Raw genomic sequence first — 15,159 nt, 5'->3', positions numbered from 1 at the left:
TGCGTGAGTGCCGCTCCTCCCCCGGGCACCTGTCCCGTGCCACCCGGGGTGGCGGCGATGAAGAGGAGAGTGCCGAAGGCTGGTTTCGGCCAGTGCGGCCGGTTGTTTCGCGGCCGTGACGCGTGCGTCGCGCGGGTTACGGGCACGTGAACCGCGGCCCGGACGGTGGGCCGGATGGGTTACCGTGCCGCCTCACCGCACCGCCCGTACCGCCTCACTTCGGCGCCGCACCGCCCGGGCCGGAGCGCCGGACCCCACCCGGGCCGCCCCCGACGTGCCACCGACCGTGACGGCGGCGGCAGTCACGGTCGGTGGAGCCCTCCGGAGTCGCTCAGACCACCGAGACGAACTCCGGGATGTCCTGGACCACCCGCTCCTGGAGCCGGCTCACCGCGTCCACGCCCTGGAACCGGGCCGCCGCGGCCTCCGTGGTCTTGCGGACCCGGGAGTTCAGCCGCTCCGAGCGCACCTTGGTCGCGATGTCCACCGCCTGCTCGGCGTACCGCGCCGCCTCCTCGGCCTCCCGCTGCAGCAGGTGCACGCTGGCCATGCCGATCAGGTTGAAGGCGTACGACCGCACGTGGTCGTCGTCCTGCCGGAACAGGTCGACCGCGCGCTCCATCACCGGCGCCGACAGCGAGGCGTACAGCTGGGCGTTGTCCGAGTGGTACGCGAGGTCACGGTAGGAGTGGGCGTTCTCGGCGTTCAGCTCGGCCGGCGAGAAGAACTTCAGCCAGTCCGGGTCGCCGTCACCGTCGCGGATGTCGGTGAAGGTGTCCTCGGACAGCCGGATCGCCCGGGCGCAGCGGTTCACCTCGCCGATGGTGGCGTAGGCGCGCGCCTCCATCGCGTACAGCAGGGACTGCTGACGCGGGGTGGCGGTGTCCCGGCTGCCGTACTGCGCCAGGTGGATCAGCTCCAGGGCGTCCTCGCCCCGGTTGAGGTGGATCATCTGGCGGCTCATGTCGGTGAGGATCAGCGCGCCGAACGGGCGGTCGCCGGCCTCCTTGGCCGCGTGCAGCGCCAGCACGTAGTACTTCTGCGCGCTCGGGTGCATCCCGACGTCGTACGACATCCACCCGGCCAGGTGGGCGAGTTCGGCGGTGAGCCGGAACAGCCGCTTGGTGGTGGCCTCGTTGTACGTCTCCTGCAGCAGGTCGGTGACCTCGTGGAGTTGGCCGACCACGGCCTTGCGGCGCAGACCGCCGCCGTTCTGGGCGTCCCACTGGCGGAACATGACCGTGGTCTGCTCCAGCAGTTCCAGCTCCGGCTCGGAGAGCCGGCCGGTGAACGCCTCGCCGCCGTTGGCCGCGGTGAGGATCGGGGTGGGGACGCCGGTCGGGCCGGGAGCGAGCCAGCGCTGCATCGGCTCGATCAGCGCGGCGCCGGCGGTCAGCGCGAGGGAGGTGCCGAGGAAGCCCCGGCGGTTGAGCATCAGGTCGCTGCGGGAGTAGTCGCTGATCAGCTGGACGGTCTGCGGGGCGCTCCACGGCAGGTCGACGCCGCCGCCGACGGTGGAGACCGGGATGGCGGCGCGCAGGCCGAGGTCCTCGACCGAGACCACCGAGCCGAAGCGCTCCGAGAACAGCTCGGACATGATCTTGGGGATCGGCTCGCGCGGCTGTTCACCGTCGAGCCAGCGGCGCACCCGGGAGGTGTCGGTGGACACGTGGTGGGCGCCGATCTGCCGGGCCCGGCGGTTGACCTGGCGGGCCAACTCGCCCTTGGACCAGCCGCTGCGGGCGAACCACGTGGTCAGCTTCTCGTTGGGTTGCTTCTCTGCCATGGGAACGTCCCCATCCCGCCCGGCCCCTGCGGGGCCCCCGATCGTGACCGCCCGACGGTTGCGGGCTCTTGCCAGACGTGCCGTGCCTGAGGTGTCGCGATGCCGCTCGTGCTGCCCTCGCGGTACCGCTCGTCGTACTGGTGTGCCATCGTTGCGGACGGTCCGTCAGATTCCCAACTCCCGTTCCCCGACGGCTCGGAGCAGGCGCTTCGACGACGTCCGTGTGCTGAACGTAGTGCCCCGCGAGGTACCCGTGGGAGCGGCCCTGGCGAAACGCCACCTTTCGCCACCCCCAGGAGTGAACCGAAGCTCAGGGGCACACGCTTGACTGGGTAGTCGCGACGGTCCGGCATATGCGGGCCGCCAAGTCCCCCGGCCAACCCCGGCAGACCCGGCAGACCCCGCAATCCATCGCAGTCCCAGGCGAGTTCGGCGCCCACTCGGGACGGCAACCGTCCCGCGCACACGACGATCCGGCATCGGCGCCGCCCCCACAAGGCGGCGCCCGAGGCGCACCACCACAACAGGCGCACGCCAAGCGCTGCGCGCCGCCACCGCACCACGCACCACGCAACGGACAATCAACACACAGTCACCATCCCGTAACCATCGGCAACCAGAACCTGTTGGGGGAGGCATGGACAACCTGTTCGGCGAACTTCGACTGGGGCACCTGCGGCTGGCACCGCTGGGCGCGCGCCGCCGCACCAAGGTCACCGCGTCCCGGGCCGCCGCGGAGTACACCGGCCGCTGGGGCTGGACCGTCGCCACCGGCGAACCGGCCGTCGGCGCCACCGCCCCGACCCGCTGTCCCTGCGGCTCCCGGCGCTGCGCCGCCCCCGGCCTGCACCCCGTGCCCGGCACCACCGGGCGGGCCGGCGCCGCCGACGCCGAGGGCTCGGTGCTGTTCCCCACCGGCCGCGCCTTCGACGTGCTGGACGTCCCCGAGCAGGCCGGCCTCCAGGCCCTGGTCCGGCTGGAGCGGATGGGCACCCAGGTCGGCCCGGTGCTGGCCCCGCCCACCGGCCGGCTCCAGTTCCTGGTCTCCGCCGGCACCGCCCGCCGGCTCCCCGACCTGCTGTACCGGATGGGCTGGGACGACGCCGCGCTCGACCTCACCTGCCACGGCGAGGGCAGCTACGTCGCCGCCCCGCCCACCGTGCTCGGCGAGCTCGGCCCGGTCCGCTGGCTGCGCCGCCCCACCCGCGACAACGCCGGCTGCCCGCCCGAGGCCCGGCTGCTGCTCGGCACCCTCGCGTACGCCTGCCACCGCAGCCGCGAGCGCACCGCCGAGCCCGCCTGGATCGCCTCGTGACACCGTGAATCGCCCGCTCGCCTCCGGGACGCTCTGATCCGGTGCCGACGGTCGGCGCTCCGCCGCTCGTACCTCGCTGGTCGCTTCTCCCTTTCGGCACCGGCGCGCCCCTTCGGGTCGGGGCGGCGGCCCTCCCCGGGCACGCGAAAGGGCCCGCCCCCGAAGGAGCGGACCCCGACCGACGCGGAAGTCCCGGTCAGTCCCCGATCAGCGCGTCCACGAACGCACCCGGCTCGAACGGCGCCAGGTCGTCCGCGCCCTCGCCCAGACCGATCAGCTTGACCGGCACGCCCAGCTCGCGCTGGACCGCGACCACGATGCCGCCCTTGGCGGTGCCGTCCAGCTTGGTCAGCACGATGCCGGTGATGTCCACCACCTCGGCGAACACCCGGGCCTGGATCAGCCCGTTCTGACCGGTGGTGGCGTCCAGCACCAGCAGCACCTCGTCCACCGGGCCGTGCTTCTCGACGACCCGCTTGACCTTGCCCAGCTCGTCCATCAGGCCGGTCTTGGTGTGCAGCCGGCCGGCGGTGTCGATCAGCACGGTGTCGACGCCCTCGGCGATGCCCTCCTTGACCGCGTCGAACGCGATCGAGGCCGGGTCCCCGCCCTCCGGGCCGCGCACGGTGCGCGCACCGACCCGCTCGCCCCAGGTCTGCAGCTGGTCCGCGGCGGCAGCGCGGAAGGTGTCCGCCGCGCCGAGCACCACGGTACGGCCGTCGGCGACCAGGACACGCGCCAGCTTGCCGGTGGTGGTGGTCTTGCCGACGCCGTTGACGCCGACGACCAGGACCACGGCCGGGCCCTCCTCGTGCTTGGTGGAGCGGACGGTGCGGTCGGCGTCCTTGCCGACCAGCTCGACCAGCTCCTCGCGCAGCAGGCCGCGCAGCTCCTCGGGGCTGCGGGTGCCGAGCACCTTCACCCGGGTGCGCAGCCGCTCGACCAGCTCCTGGGTCGGGGCGACGCCCACGTCCGCGGTGAGCAGGGTCTCCTCGATCTCCTCCCAGGTGTCCTCGTCCAGGTGCTCACGGGAGAGCAGCGAGAGCAGGCCCTTGCCCAGCGAGTTCTGCGAGCGGGAGAGCCGGGAGCGCAGCCGGACCAGCCGGCCGGCGGTGGGCTCGGGGACCTCGACGGCGGGCGCCGCCTCGGCCTCGGCCGGGGCCTCGACCACCACCTCCTCGACGGCCTCGACGGCCTCGGGAAGCGGCACCTCCTCGATGGTGCGGCGGGGCTCCTCGGTCGGCGGCGCGGCCTCCTCGCCGACCTGGGGCTCCTGCGGGGTGGTCTTCGGCGCCGTGATGACCGGCGCCTGCGACTTCGGGGGCAGCTGCTGGCGTCGTCTGCCGGAAACGACGAGGCCGGCGATCGCGCCGACGGCGACCACGGCGATGACTACGGCAAGGATCACGTATTCCATAACCCGACCAGTATCCGTGACCGGAGCCGTTCCGGACCGCGGCGCGGCTAGACCGTCACCGTACGGAGGCCTGCCGGCCGCCGTTCCCCTCGCTCCCGGTGCCCCTCGCGCAGCCGCTGGCTGATCACCTGGGAGATCCCGTCGCCCTTCATGGTCACGCCGTACAGGGCGTCGGCGGACTCCATGGTCAGCTTCTGGTGGGTGATCACGATCAGCTGGGAGCTCTCCCGGAGCTCCTCCATGATCCCGACCAGCCGGCGCAGGTTGGTCTCGTCCAGCGCCGCCTCCACCTCGTCCATCACGTAGAACGGGCTGGGCCGGGCCTTGAAGATCGCCACCAGCAGGGCCACCGCGGTCAGCGAGCGCTCGCCGCCGGACAGCAGCGACAGCCGCTTGACCTTCTTGCCGGGCGGACGGGCCTCCACCTCGACCCCGGTGGTGAGCATGTTGTCCGGGTCGGTCAGCACCAGCCGCCCCTCGCCGCCCGGGAAGAGCCGGGCGAAGACGCCCTCGAACTGGGCGGCGGTGTCGTGGTAGGCGGAGCTGAACAGCTGCTCGACCCGCTGGTCCACGTCCCGGACGATGTCCAGCAGGTCGCGCCGACCGCGCTTGAGGTCGTCCAGCTGCTCGCCGAGGAACTTGTGGCGCTCCTCCAGCGCGGCGAACTCCTCCAGCGCCAGCGGATTGACCTTGCCCAGCTGCTGGTACGCCTTCTCGGCGGCCCGGAGCCGCTTCTCCTGCTCGGCCCGGACGTACGGGTACGGCTCCCCCGGCTCCCCCTGCTCCTGCCCGTCCGCCGCCGCCGAGGGCGGGACGGGCCGGTCCGGCCCGTACGAGGCCAGCAGCTCGCCGCCGTCGATGCCGAACTCCTCCAGGGCGCGGGCCTCCAACTGCTCGATCCGCAGCCGCTTCTCGGCCCGCAGCACCTCGTCCCGGTGCCCGGCGTCGACCAGCTTGTCCAGCTCCTCCTTGAGCCCGCGCCCGTGTTCGCGGTGCTCCCGGAGCTCGCGCTCCCGCTCGGCGAGCGCCTGCTCGGCGGCCGCGCGCCCGGCGTCCGCGCGGGCCTGCGAGACCTCCAGGCAGGCGAGCAGCTGCCGGGCGCCCGCCGCGACGGCGTTCGCCACCCGGGCGTCGTCCTCGGCGCGCCGACGGCGCTCGGCGGCCCGGGCGCGCGCCTCGCGCTCGGCGCGGGCGGCCCGGTCCAGCTGATCGGCCCGGCCGGCCAGGGCGCGGACCCGCTCCTCGTGGGTGCGCACCGAGAGCCGGGCCTCCAGTTCGGACTGCCGGGCGGCCGAGGCGGCCTCGGTGAGCCGCTGCTGCTCGGCCCGGTCCGGCTCGTCCTCCCCCGCCTCCGCCGACTCCTCGGCGACGGCCAGCCGTTCGGCCAGTTCCTCGGCGGTGGCGAGCAGTTCGGCCAGGCCCTGGTCGGCCCGCGCGGCGGCGGCCGAGAGCCGTTCGGCCTCCCCGGCGGCGGCCCGGGCCTGCCCGCCGAGCCGGCCGAGCGAGCCCGCCACCCGGGCCCGTTCCTGCTCGGCCCGGCGTCGCAGTTCGCCGAGCTGCTCCAGTTCGGCGGCCGACTCCCCTCGCAGTTCGGTGAGTTCGGCCAGCCGCCCGGCCGAGTCGGCGCAGCGCAGGTCGAGTTCCGCGATCGCCCGGGCGGCCCGGTCCACCGCCGCCCGGGTCTCCAGTTCGCTGGGCGCGCCGGCGGAGCCGCCCTGGGCGAAGCCGGCGCCCAGCCGGTCGCCCTCGGCGGTGACGGCGGACAGATCGGGGCGTTCGGCGATCAGCCGCAGTGCCCGGTCCAGGTCGGCGACCACGGCCACCCCGGCCAGCCGATTGCGCACGGCGGCGATCAACTCGGCCGGGCCACTCACCAGTTCGGCGGCCCAGCGGGCTCCTTCGGGCAACTCGCCCTCGGCCCGCGGCAGTTCCGCCGACCCGGCGACCAACAGCGCGGCCCGCCCGGCGTCCTGGGCGCGCAGCAGCCGCAGCGCCCCGGCGGCGGCGCCGGGCGAGTCGACCGCGACCGCGTCGGCGGCCGCCCCGAGCGCGGCGGCGAGCGGCACCTCGAAACCGGGCTCGATCCGCAGCAGCGCGGCGGCCGGGCCGAGCACACCGGTCAGCCGCTCCCCCGCGTCCAGCAGCGCGCCGGTGCCGTCCTTGCGGCGCAGCCCGAGCGAGAGCGCCTCGTGCCGTGCGGTCAGCGCGGCCCGCTCGCGTTCGGCGGCGGCGGCCGCCTCCCGGGCCGCCGCCAGCTCCCGTTCGACCTCGGCCAGGCCGGCCCGGGCCCGCTGGTAGTCGTCCTCGGCCCGTCCGTCCTCGGCGGCCGAGCCGTCCACCTGCTGCTGGAGCTCCTCCAGTTCGCCCTGGGCGGCCTCGGCACGCAGCAGGGCCTCGTCCCGGGCCTCGACGAGCCGGCCGAGCTCGGCCTGGGCCGAACCGGCCCGGGAGCGGGCGGCCGCGGCCTGTCCCTGGAGCCGGGCCAGGCCCTCCCGGCGGTCGGCGATGGCCCGGGCGGCGTCCCGCAGCCGGCGTTCCTCGTCCGCCAGTGCACGCTCCAGTTCGCCCTTGTGCTCGACCGCCTCGGCCAGCGCGTACTGGGCCTCCTCCAGCGCCTCGGCGAGCGCGGCCTCCTCCTCGCGGACCCGCTGGGCCTCCCGTTCCAGCTCCTCCGGGTCCCGGCCGCGCCGTTCCTCGGCCGTGCCCCCGGCGACGGCGTGCCGGGCCCGGGCCTCGGCCAGCCCGATCGTGCCGCGGGTACGTTCGGCGAGCGCGGAGAGCCGGTACCAGGTCTGCCGGGCGGCCTCCAGGCCCGGCCCGAGCTGCTGGACCTGCGCTTCCAGGACGCGTTCGCGCTGCACCGCGCGGGCCAGTTCCTGTTCGACGGTGGTCCGGCGCAGCCGCAGGGCCAGTTCGTCGGCGACCTCGGCCTCGACGGCCCGGCGCAGGGCCAACAGGTCGTCGGCGAGCAGCCGCAGCCGGGCGTCGCGCAGGTCGGCCTGGATACCGGCGGCCCGGCGGGCGACCCTGGCCTGCTTGCCGAGCGGGCCGAGCTGGCGGCGCAGTTCGGCGACCAGGTCCTGGACCCGGTTGAGGTTGGCCTGCATCGCGTCCAGCTTCCGCAGCGCCTTCTCCTTGCGCTTGCGGTGCTTGAGGACGCCGGCCGCCTCCTCGATGAAGGCGCGCCGGCCCATCGGGTCGGCGTGCAGGACGGAGTCGAGCTGGCCCTGCCCGACGATGACGTGCATCTCGCGGCCGATGCCGGAGTCGGAGAGCAGTTCCTGGATGTCCAGCAGGCGGCAGGTCTCGCCGTTGAGCGCGTACTCGCTGCCGCCGTTGCGGAACATGGTCCGGGTGATCGTCACCTCGGCGTAGTCGATCGGCAGGGCGCCGTCGGAGTTGTCGATGGTGAGGCTGACCTCGGCGCGGCCCAGCGGTGCGCGCCCGCTGGTCCCGGCGAAGATGACGTCCTCCATCTTGCCGCCGCGCAGCGACTTGGCGCCCTGCTCGCCCATCACCCAGGACAGCGCGTCCACCACGTTGGACTTGCCGGAGCCGTTCGGGCCGACCACGCAGGTGATGCCCGGTTCGAAGCGCAGGGTGGTGCTGGAGGCGAAGGACTTGAACCCGCGCAGCGTCAGACTCTTCAGGTGCACGCGGCCGGTCCCCTCATTCGCTCACGACGGGAACCGACTGTATCCGGAGTCCGACACGACGAAGGGACGCCACATCCGGGCGTCCCTTGCAAAGCTGCATCCCTTTCGGGGCGGCTCAGTGCACAGCGGCGTCGATCTGGGAGACCGGGGCGGGGCTCAGGTCAGAGCCGGCTCCCGCTGGTCCAGATCGATGCTGTTGAGCAGCGAGTGCTCGTCAGCGACAGCGGTGAGCGCGTCGTTCTCAGCCTGCATCCGAAGGAGCTCGGACTCCAGATCCTGGACGCGCTGCTGAAGCCGTCGCATCTCGGAGAGCATTCGCGGGTCGGGGCCGCCGACGTACCCGAGAAGCGCCTTTGCCATGATGAATGGTCCTCCACGCTGAGTGACCGAACCGGAACGGTACAGGTCTAGGGGGAAGGGGGACGCACGCGCGGCGCGCACCGGAAGTGCTGGCTGGGCACTACGACACAAGCGCCGTGAGCTGGGCTCACGAGAGCATGCGCCTGCCGGGGAACGCGATCGTGTGCGCGGGCTTCAAGCGTCTCACCAAAGACGGAAAGGGTCAACACGATCACCGCACGCTACCGCGCCCCTGTCACCTGCCCGGCGGTGTCGTCACGCCTGGGGGTCTCGGGCCCGGGTCCACCACGTGCTCGTGGATCATCGTTCGATGCGGAGTCAACCACGAGTCTGCCCGAATGGCAACCGTATGACACCGACGGTTACGGATCATTTCCGGGAGGCGACGGCGGCGCCCTGCTGCGAGACGGCTCAGCGGATCTCGAAACCCTCGTAACCTGCGCCGACGGCGGTCCAGATCTCCGTCACCCCGCTCACCGCGCCGGGCGTGTCGGGACCGCGCAGCAGGGCCAGCAACTCCTCGCAGTCGGCGGCCAGACCCTCGGCCACCACCTGCACCCGGCCGTCGCCAAGGTTGCTCGCGTAGCCGGTCAGGCCGATCTCCAGCGCCCGCGCCCTGGTCCACCAGCGGAACCCGACCTGCTGGACCTTCCCCCGGACCCAGGCGGTCACCCGGACCGGTTCATCACTGTGGGCATCACGACCGTGCATGCCCCCGACCCTAACGGGCCCCGGGGCAGGTCACAGCTCCACCGGGCCCTCGACCGACCAGCCCGGGGTGTGCACCTCGGCGTGCAGTTCGCCGCGGTGGGCCTCCCGGCCGCAGGTGCGGCAGACCCAGGCCGGGTCGAAGGGATGCGGCTCGTGGTCCGCCGGGGCGTGGGCGAAGGTCACCGGGGAATCCGGCAGCAGCCAGCGGTCGCCCCAGGTGCGCAGTGCGTGGGCGAGCGGGGCGAGGTCCCGGCCGGCCTCGGTGAGGTGGTACTCGTAGCGCGGCGGCCGCTCGCTGTACGGGCGGCGCTCGACCACTCCGGCCTCCTCCAGCGCCCGCAGCCGCGCGGTCAGCCGGTCGCGCGGGGCGCCGGTGTTGCGGGCGATCCGGTCGAAGCGGTGGTTGCCGTAGAACAGCTCGCGCACCGCCAGCAGCGCCCACTTCTCACCGACCACCTGGAGCGCCGCGGCCATCGAGCAGGGCCGGCCGGGCACGGCGGCGGGGGCGGTGGTGTCGGGGGTCACAGCGCCAGCCTGCCACAGCGGGTTCCGTTCTCAAACCCTCCAACAACCCTTCGACAACCCTTCGACAGCCCTCCGACAGCCCTCCGACCCTGCCGGGGACGGCGAACGGCCCCGCCGGTCGGAACCGGCGGGGCCGTGGGGATCGCGGACGGATCAGCGGGTCAGCGGGTCACCAGTCCCCGCCGCCACCGCCGCCGAAGTCGCCGCCACCGCCCCAGTCGCCGCCGCTGAAGTCGGAGGCGTTGAAGTCGGCGCCGGTGAAGTCGCCGCCCTCGTACTGGTCCTGGTAACCGCCGTGGCCGCCCTCCATCATCGGGGCCGCCGCGTAGGCCGGGGTGCTCATCATCGAGCCGAGCATGGTGCCGACCAGCAGGCCCGGCAGCAGGCCGCCGCCGAAGCCGCTGTAGTAGCCGCCCGCGTAGGGCGCGTACGCCGGGCCGGCGTTCCAGTACGGCTGGGGGCCGTGCTCGGTGTCGACGGTGCGCACCGCCGGGTCGAGACCGGCCGCCACCCGGTCCGCGTCGGCCTGGCAGACCGGGACGGCGCGGGCGGAGCCGCCGGCCGGGGCCCAGTCGACGTCCTTGACGGACGGGCCGTGCCGCGGGTCCATGAAGCACGGGGGGCGCCGCTCGGGCAGCGGGCGCTTCTCGCGCCGGGCGGCCAGGGTGGCCAGCTGGAACCGGCCGTCCTCGATCGCCTCGGTGACCTGCTTGACGTCCTCCGGCTTCTTGGCCTCGTTCATCAGCCGCTTGGACTTCTCGTACGAGTCCAGGGCGTGGCTGTAGTCGGTGCGCTGGGCGTCGTCGGCGTCGGCGGCGCGCGGGTCGAAGTCGAGCCGCTCCAGCTCGACGCCGAAGGCGGTGATGTCCTCGTCCACGACCCGGCGCAGCTGCTCCAGCTCGGCCCGGGCCTGCTCCTCCTTGCGCTTCTTGGCGCGGCGGAAGAGGAAGAAGACACCGGCGCCGGCCAGCGCCACCAGCAGGACCGGGATGATCACCCAGGCGATCGAGGTGCTGTGGTTGACCCCGGTGCCCTTGGTCTGCGGGGCGGCCTGGTCGACGAAGTCGTTCAGGGTCGCGTTGATGTCGCCCTTGTCGGCGCGCAGGACGGCGCCCGAGATCCGCGAGGCGACGCCGGGGGCCATCGCCCCGCGGTCGGCGTAGGCCTGGAACTCGTTTCCGCGCCAGACCCCGTAGACGCCGTCGATGCCCACCAGGGTGCGCAGGTCGGTGGCGATGGTGGCCTTGTTGGCGGCCTCGGGGACGACCGCGATGAAGATCGGCTTGTCGGCCTTCTCGATCTTCTTGGTCAGGGCGTCCGCCTGGGCCTGGCTGAAGCGGTCCTGCATCGCCGGGGCGACGTAGACCTGGCCCTTCTTGAGGGTGGCCGCGGCATCGCTCAGACCGCCGGCCGCGGAGGCCGCCGGGGCGAACATGAGCAGCAGCCCGAGCAGCGCCGCCACCAGGGCAAGTGGCCCGGCGCCCCGGGAACGTCGTGCAAGGGTTCTCATAAACCCCGACGCTACCGTGACCGGCGGCGGAGCACGCCATACCCTTCGCATACTGGTTACGACAGGGTTCCCCGCCGTCCGCCGGGGCGGCTCCCCTTCTCACGGATGACATTTCCCCCAGTCGACCCGGAGACGGGTGGGGCGCGGGAACCACCTGAGGCGGCCGGACGTACGTCCCGGCAGGCCCGGGGGCGCTGCGGAGACCGCTCCGGCGCCGCTCGAGGGGGCGTCCCGACCGTACCGCGCGACGGGGGAGACTGTTCCCGGACCGCTGGTCCCATTACCTCTTCTTGACCCAACTCCCGATCGGAGCGCTCGGTGATCATCGGCCTCGTCACGGCCGTGGCGGCATCCGCCTGCTACGGCACCGGCTCGGTCCTCCAGGCCGTCGGATCCCGCCGCTCGGCCCGGGAGGAGGCGGCCAAGGGTGCCGCCGGCTCGACCACCGAGCACGGCGGCCCGAGCCTGTCCTCCACCGCCAAGGCCGCCGTGACCTGGGAGTTCATCACCGGCACGGTGCTCGACCTGATCGGCTTCGGGCTCGGCGCACTGGCCGCGCGGCTGCTGCCGCTGTTCCTCTCCCAGACCATCATCAGCGCCAACCTGGTGATCACCGCGGTGCTCAGCATCAAGCTGCTGGGCATCCGGCTCAAGCAGCTGGAGTGGGCCTCGATCGGCGTGCTCTGCTCAGCCCTGGTGCTGCTGGCGGTCTCGGCCGGCCCGGAGGGCGGCCACCACGCGTCGATGGCCTTCCACTGGGGGCTGCTGATCATCACCACCGTGCTGCTGGCCGGCGGCAGCCTGCTGGTGCGCCGGATGGGCTCCAAGGGAGCGATCGTCGCCGGTCTGCTCTCCGGCCTCGGCTTCGGCGCGCTGGGCGTCGGGGTGCGCATCCTGAACGGCGTGGAGCCCTTCGACCTGGTCCGGCTGATCTCCGACCCGGCGCTCTACGCGGTCCTGGTCGGCGGCCTCGGCGGCATGTACGTGCACACCGTGGCGCTGCAGCTCGGCTCGGTGAACGGCGCCACCGCCGCCCTGGTGGTCGGTGAGACGGTGCTGCCGGGCGCGGTCGGCGTGCTCTGGCTCGGCGACTCCTCCAAGGCCGGCCTGGGCTGGCTCGGGGTGGCCGGCTTCCTGCTCGCGGTGGTCTCCGCGGTCGGTGTCGCCTACTTCGGCCAGGACACCCACGGCAGCCCCGGCGGGACGCCCGCCGACCACCCTGAACTCGCCCACAAGTAGCGGGAGTCAGCCCCCGCTGCCGGTCCGCGGCACGCGCTGGCAGCGGGGGCAGAAGTAGCTGGACCGGTTCATCCAGGCGGCCCGCCGGATCGCGGTGCCGCAGCGGCGGCAGGGCTCGTCCTCGCGGCCGTAGGCGTCGAGGTCCCGGGAGAAGTAGCCGCTCTCGCCGTTCACGTTGACGTAGAGGCTGTCGAAGCTGGTGCCGCCCACGGCCAGCGCGGCCGTCATCACGGCCCGGGCGTTGGCCAGCAGCAGCTCGGACCGCGGGCGGGTGAGGGTCGCGGTCGGCCGGTCGTAGTGCAGCTTGGAGCGCCACAGCGCCTCGTCGGCGTAGATGTTGCCGACGCCGCTGATCAGGGTCTGGTCGAGCAGGGCGCGCTTGACGGTGGTGCGCTTGGCGCGCAGCGCGGCGACGAAGGCCGCGTCGTCGAAGCGGGGGTCGAGCGGGTCGCGGGCGATGTGCGCGATGGAGAGCGGGGTGCCCTCGGCGTCCTCCTCGGCCTCCTCGACGGCCAGGCCGCCGAAGGTCCGCTGGTCGACGAAGCGCAGCTCGCGCCCGCCGTCGGCGAAGCGCAGCCGGACCCGCAGATGGGTCTCGTCCGGCACCGTCGGGTCCTGGACGAGGAGTTGGCCGCTCATCCCGAGGTGGCCGATCAGCGAGGATCCGGCGCCCGGGCCGCCCAGCGGCACCCAGAGGTACTTGCCGCGGCGCTGCGCGGCACCGAGGACGCTGCCGGTCAGCCGGTCCGCGAAGTCGGCCGCGCCGCCCGGCTGGCGGCGGACCGCGCGCGGGTGCAGCACCTGGACGTCCGCGACGGTGCGCCCGGCGACCCAGTTCGCCAGACCTCGGCGGACGACCTCGACCTCGGGGAGTTCGGGCACGTGAACAGGCCTCCTGCGTACGACGATCCGGCAGGAGGAAAGGCTACTCGGCGATCAGGCCCCGGCGGGAAGCCGGTCGGCGTACTTCTCCTTGATCGCGCGCCAGGCGCTCTCGGCGGCCTTCTGCTCGGCTTCCTTCTTCGAGCGGCCGACGCCGCTGCCGAAGTCCTCGCCGGCCACCCGGGCCGCCGCGGTGAAGGTCTTCTCGTGGTCCGGACCGGACTCCATGACCACGTACTCGGGCACGCCGATGCCCACCGAGGCGGTGAGCTCCTGGAGGCTGGTCTTCCAGTCCAGTCCGGCACCCAGCTGAGAGGACTCCTCGATCAGCGGGTCGAAGAGGCGGTGGACGAACTCGGTCGCCGCCTCCAGACCGCGGTCCAGGTAGACGGCCCCGATCACGGCCTCGACGGTGTCGGCGAGGATCGACGACTTGTCGCGGCCGCCGGTCCCCTCCTCGCCCTTGCCGAGGCGGATGAAGGTGCCGAGTTCCAGGCCCCGGCCGACGTCCGCGAGCGCGCGGGAGTTGACCACCGCGGCGCGCAGCTTGGCGAGCGTGCCCTCCGGGACGTCCGGGTGGACGCGGTAGAGGGTGTCCGTCACCACCAGGCCCAGCACCGAGTCGCCGAGGAACTCCAGGCGCTCGTTGGTGGGCAGACCCCCGTTCTCGTACGCGTACGAGCGGTGGGTCAGGGCGCGTACCAGAAGGGCGCGCTCGAGCGTGTACCCGAGGCGCCCTTCCAGGACGTCGTATTCGGTCGAAGCCGGCCCACCGGCCTTGCCGCTGCCCGAAGAACCCTTCGAGGCAGAGGACGCCTTGCGGGTGGAGTTACCGTCCGACATCGATCCGTGCACCCCGCCGATCAGACCGAGAGGACCTGGCGGCGGTTGTACGTGCCGCAGCTGGGGCACGCGATGTGGCCGAGCTTCGGCTCGTGGCAGCGGTCGCACGCCACGAGGGCCGGAACGACGGCCTTCCAGTTGGAACGGCGGTGGCGCGTGTTGCTGCGCGACATCTTCCGCTTCGGAACAGCCACGGCTACTTCTCCTGGTTCTCGGCGGCACCCTCACGGGTGTCGCTGTTCTTGATCCCGTCACCCTCGTCGCCGGGGGCGGCGGAGAGTCCCTGCAGAGCCGCCCACCGGGGGTCGGCGGCCTCGTGGTGGTGCGCCGGGTCGTCGCTCAGGCGCGCTCCGCACTCGGAGCACAGGCCCAGGCAGTCTTCCTGGCACACCGGCTGCAGCGGCAGTGCGAGCACCACCGCGTCACGCAGCACCGGCTGGAGGTCGAACAGGTCGCCCTCCAGGCGGTAAGTCTCTTCTTCCGAGTCCTCGTCGAGGTCCTCGGTCCCGGTGGTCCGGGCGCGGTGACGCTCGTCGGACTCCGGGTAGTAGTACAGCTCCTGGAAGTCCACGTCGATGTCGAAGTCGACGGGCTCCAGGCACCGGACGCACTCGCCCTCGACGTGGGCGTCGGCGGTGCCGGTGACCAGCACGCCCTCGACCACGGACTCCAGGCGGAGCTCCAGCTCGATCGGGCTCTTCTCCGGAACGCCGATCACGTCGATGATCCCGAAGCCCTCGGGGGCCTCCAGGGTCCGGCTCACCTTGCGCATCGAGCCCGGGCGACGGCCGAGCTCGTGCGTGTCGAACACGAGGGGGTCGCGGTGGTCGAGGCGGTTCAAGGTGTCCTGACTTCCATAGGGATCAACGCCGTGCTCCCCATCACGCGCCGGCGTTGCGAGGGCAAGCCGACAGC

At 73.2% G+C, this 15,159-nt stretch carries 13 protein-coding genes; 2 read left to right on the top strand and 11 right to left on the bottom strand.

Annotated elements, in window-relative coordinates:
* Positions 1-331 precede the first annotated feature (331 nt).
* Positions 332-1,786 carry a hypothetical protein gene (locus AB0F71_RS15095; RefSeq protein WP_360233134.1) on the bottom strand — a complete coding sequence of 485 codons (1,455 nt, stop codon included), beginning with the start codon at positions 1,784-1,786 and terminating at the stop codon, positions 332-334.
* 637 nt (positions 1,787-2,423) lie between these two features.
* Between AB0F71_RS15095 and AB0F71_RS15090 the strand changes: the two genes are divergently transcribed.
* Positions 2,424-3,101 carry a bifunctional DNA primase/polymerase gene (locus AB0F71_RS15090; RefSeq protein WP_360233131.1) on the top strand — a complete coding sequence of 226 codons (678 nt, stop codon included), beginning with the start codon at positions 2,424-2,426 and terminating at the stop codon, positions 3,099-3,101.
* Positions 3,102-3,297: 196 nt separating this feature from the next.
* Here AB0F71_RS15090 and ftsY read toward each other — a convergent pair whose 3' ends face one another.
* From ftsY to AB0F71_RS15060, 6 genes are all read right to left on the bottom strand, one after another.
* A complete protein-coding gene (gene ftsY, locus AB0F71_RS15085) occupies positions 3,298-4,518 on the bottom strand; it encodes a signal recognition particle-docking protein FtsY (RefSeq protein WP_360233128.1) in 1,221 nt (406 codons plus the stop codon).
* 47 nt (positions 4,519-4,565) lie between these two features.
* Complete coding sequence (gene smc / locus AB0F71_RS15080; RefSeq protein WP_360233125.1) at positions 4,566-8,174, bottom strand: chromosome segregation protein SMC; 3,609 nt, start codon at positions 8,172-8,174, stop codon at positions 4,566-4,568.
* A gap of 156 nt (positions 8,175-8,330) precedes the next feature.
* Entirely contained in the window at positions 8,331-8,534 is a 204-nt protein-coding gene (locus tag AB0F71_RS15075) for a hypothetical protein (RefSeq protein WP_030243474.1), read from the bottom strand.
* A 411-nt stretch (positions 8,535-8,945) separates the two neighbouring features.
* Entirely contained in the window at positions 8,946-9,245 is a 300-nt protein-coding gene (locus AB0F71_RS15070; protein ID WP_360233122.1) for an acylphosphatase, read from the bottom strand.
* A 30-nt stretch (positions 9,246-9,275) separates the two neighbouring features.
* The gene (locus AB0F71_RS15065) at positions 9,276-9,770 is read right to left on the bottom strand and encodes a helix-turn-helix domain-containing protein (RefSeq protein ID WP_360233119.1); all 495 of its coding nucleotides are present in this window, start codon (positions 9,768-9,770) and stop codon (positions 9,276-9,278) included.
* A gap of 169 nt (positions 9,771-9,939) precedes the next feature.
* On the bottom strand, positions 9,940-11,280 hold the full coding sequence (locus tag AB0F71_RS15060; RefSeq protein WP_360233115.1) for a hypothetical protein: 1,341 nt from the start codon (positions 11,278-11,280) through the stop codon (positions 9,940-9,942).
* A gap of 318 nt (positions 11,281-11,598) precedes the next feature.
* On the opposite strand from AB0F71_RS15060, the gene AB0F71_RS15055 reads away from it, so the two are divergent.
* The gene (locus AB0F71_RS15055) at positions 11,599-12,519 is read left to right on the top strand and encodes a hypothetical protein (RefSeq protein WP_360233112.1); all 921 of its coding nucleotides are present in this window, start codon (positions 11,599-11,601) and stop codon (positions 12,517-12,519) included.
* 6 nt (positions 12,520-12,525) lie between these two features.
* Here AB0F71_RS15055 and mutM read toward each other — a convergent pair whose 3' ends face one another.
* Genes mutM through AB0F71_RS15035 form a run of 4 tightly spaced genes read right to left on the bottom strand, consistent with a single transcriptional unit; the run spans position 12,526 to position 15,085 of the window.
* The gene (gene mutM / locus AB0F71_RS15050; protein ID WP_360233109.1) at positions 12,526-13,401 is read right to left on the bottom strand and encodes a bifunctional DNA-formamidopyrimidine glycosylase/DNA-(apurinic or apyrimidinic site) lyase; all 876 of its coding nucleotides are present in this window, start codon (positions 13,399-13,401) and stop codon (positions 12,526-12,528) included.
* 54 nt (positions 13,402-13,455) lie between these two features.
* A complete protein-coding gene (rnc, locus tag AB0F71_RS15045; protein WP_360233106.1) occupies positions 13,456-14,244 on the bottom strand; it encodes a ribonuclease III in 789 nt (262 codons plus the stop codon).
* A 20-nt stretch (positions 14,245-14,264) separates the two neighbouring features.
* Positions 14,265-14,438, bottom strand: coding sequence for a 50S ribosomal protein L32 (gene rpmF, locus AB0F71_RS15040; RefSeq protein WP_030056747.1), 174 nt, complete (start codon positions 14,436-14,438; stop codon positions 14,265-14,267).
* 2 nt (positions 14,439-14,440) lie between these two features.
* A complete protein-coding gene (locus tag AB0F71_RS15035; RefSeq protein ID WP_360233103.1) occupies positions 14,441-15,085 on the bottom strand; it encodes a DUF177 domain-containing protein in 645 nt (214 codons plus the stop codon).
* Positions 15,086-15,159 lie beyond the last annotated feature (74 nt).

The sequence above is a fragment of the Kitasatospora sp. NPDC028055 genome, assembly GCF_040637885.1.
Taxonomy (GTDB): Bacteria; Actinomycetota; Actinomycetes; order Streptomycetales; family Streptomycetaceae; genus Kitasatospora.
The sequence above is the reverse complement of the archived record's forward strand: the minus strand, read 5'-3'. Positions and strand labels throughout refer to the sequence as shown.

Excerpts from the sequence above, each read along its gene's own strand:
- AB0F71_RS15060 (WP_360233115.1), bottom strand. The coding sequence starts at position 11,280 with ATGAGAACCCTTGCACGACGTTCCCGGGGCGCCGGGCCACTTGCCCTG.
- AB0F71_RS15070 (WP_360233122.1), bottom strand. The coding sequence starts at position 9,245 with ATGCACGGTCGTGATGCCCACAGTGATGAACCGGTCCGGGTGACCGCC.
- AB0F71_RS15095 (WP_360233134.1), bottom strand. The coding sequence starts at position 1,786 with ATGGCAGAGAAGCAACCCAACGAGAAGCTGACCACGTGGTTCGCCCGC.
- ftsY (WP_360233128.1), bottom strand. The coding sequence starts at position 4,518 with ATGGAATACGTGATCCTTGCCGTAGTCATCGCCGTGGTCGCCGTCGGC.
- AB0F71_RS15075 (WP_030243474.1), bottom strand. The coding sequence starts at position 8,534 with ATGGCAAAGGCGCTTCTCGGGTACGTCGGCGGCCCCGACCCGCGAATG.
- rnc (WP_360233106.1), bottom strand. The coding sequence starts at position 14,244 with ATGTCGGACGGTAACTCCACCCGCAAGGCGTCCTCTGCCTCGAAGGGT.
- AB0F71_RS15090 (WP_360233131.1), top strand. The coding sequence starts at position 2,424 with ATGGACAACCTGTTCGGCGAACTTCGACTGGGGCACCTGCGGCTGGCA.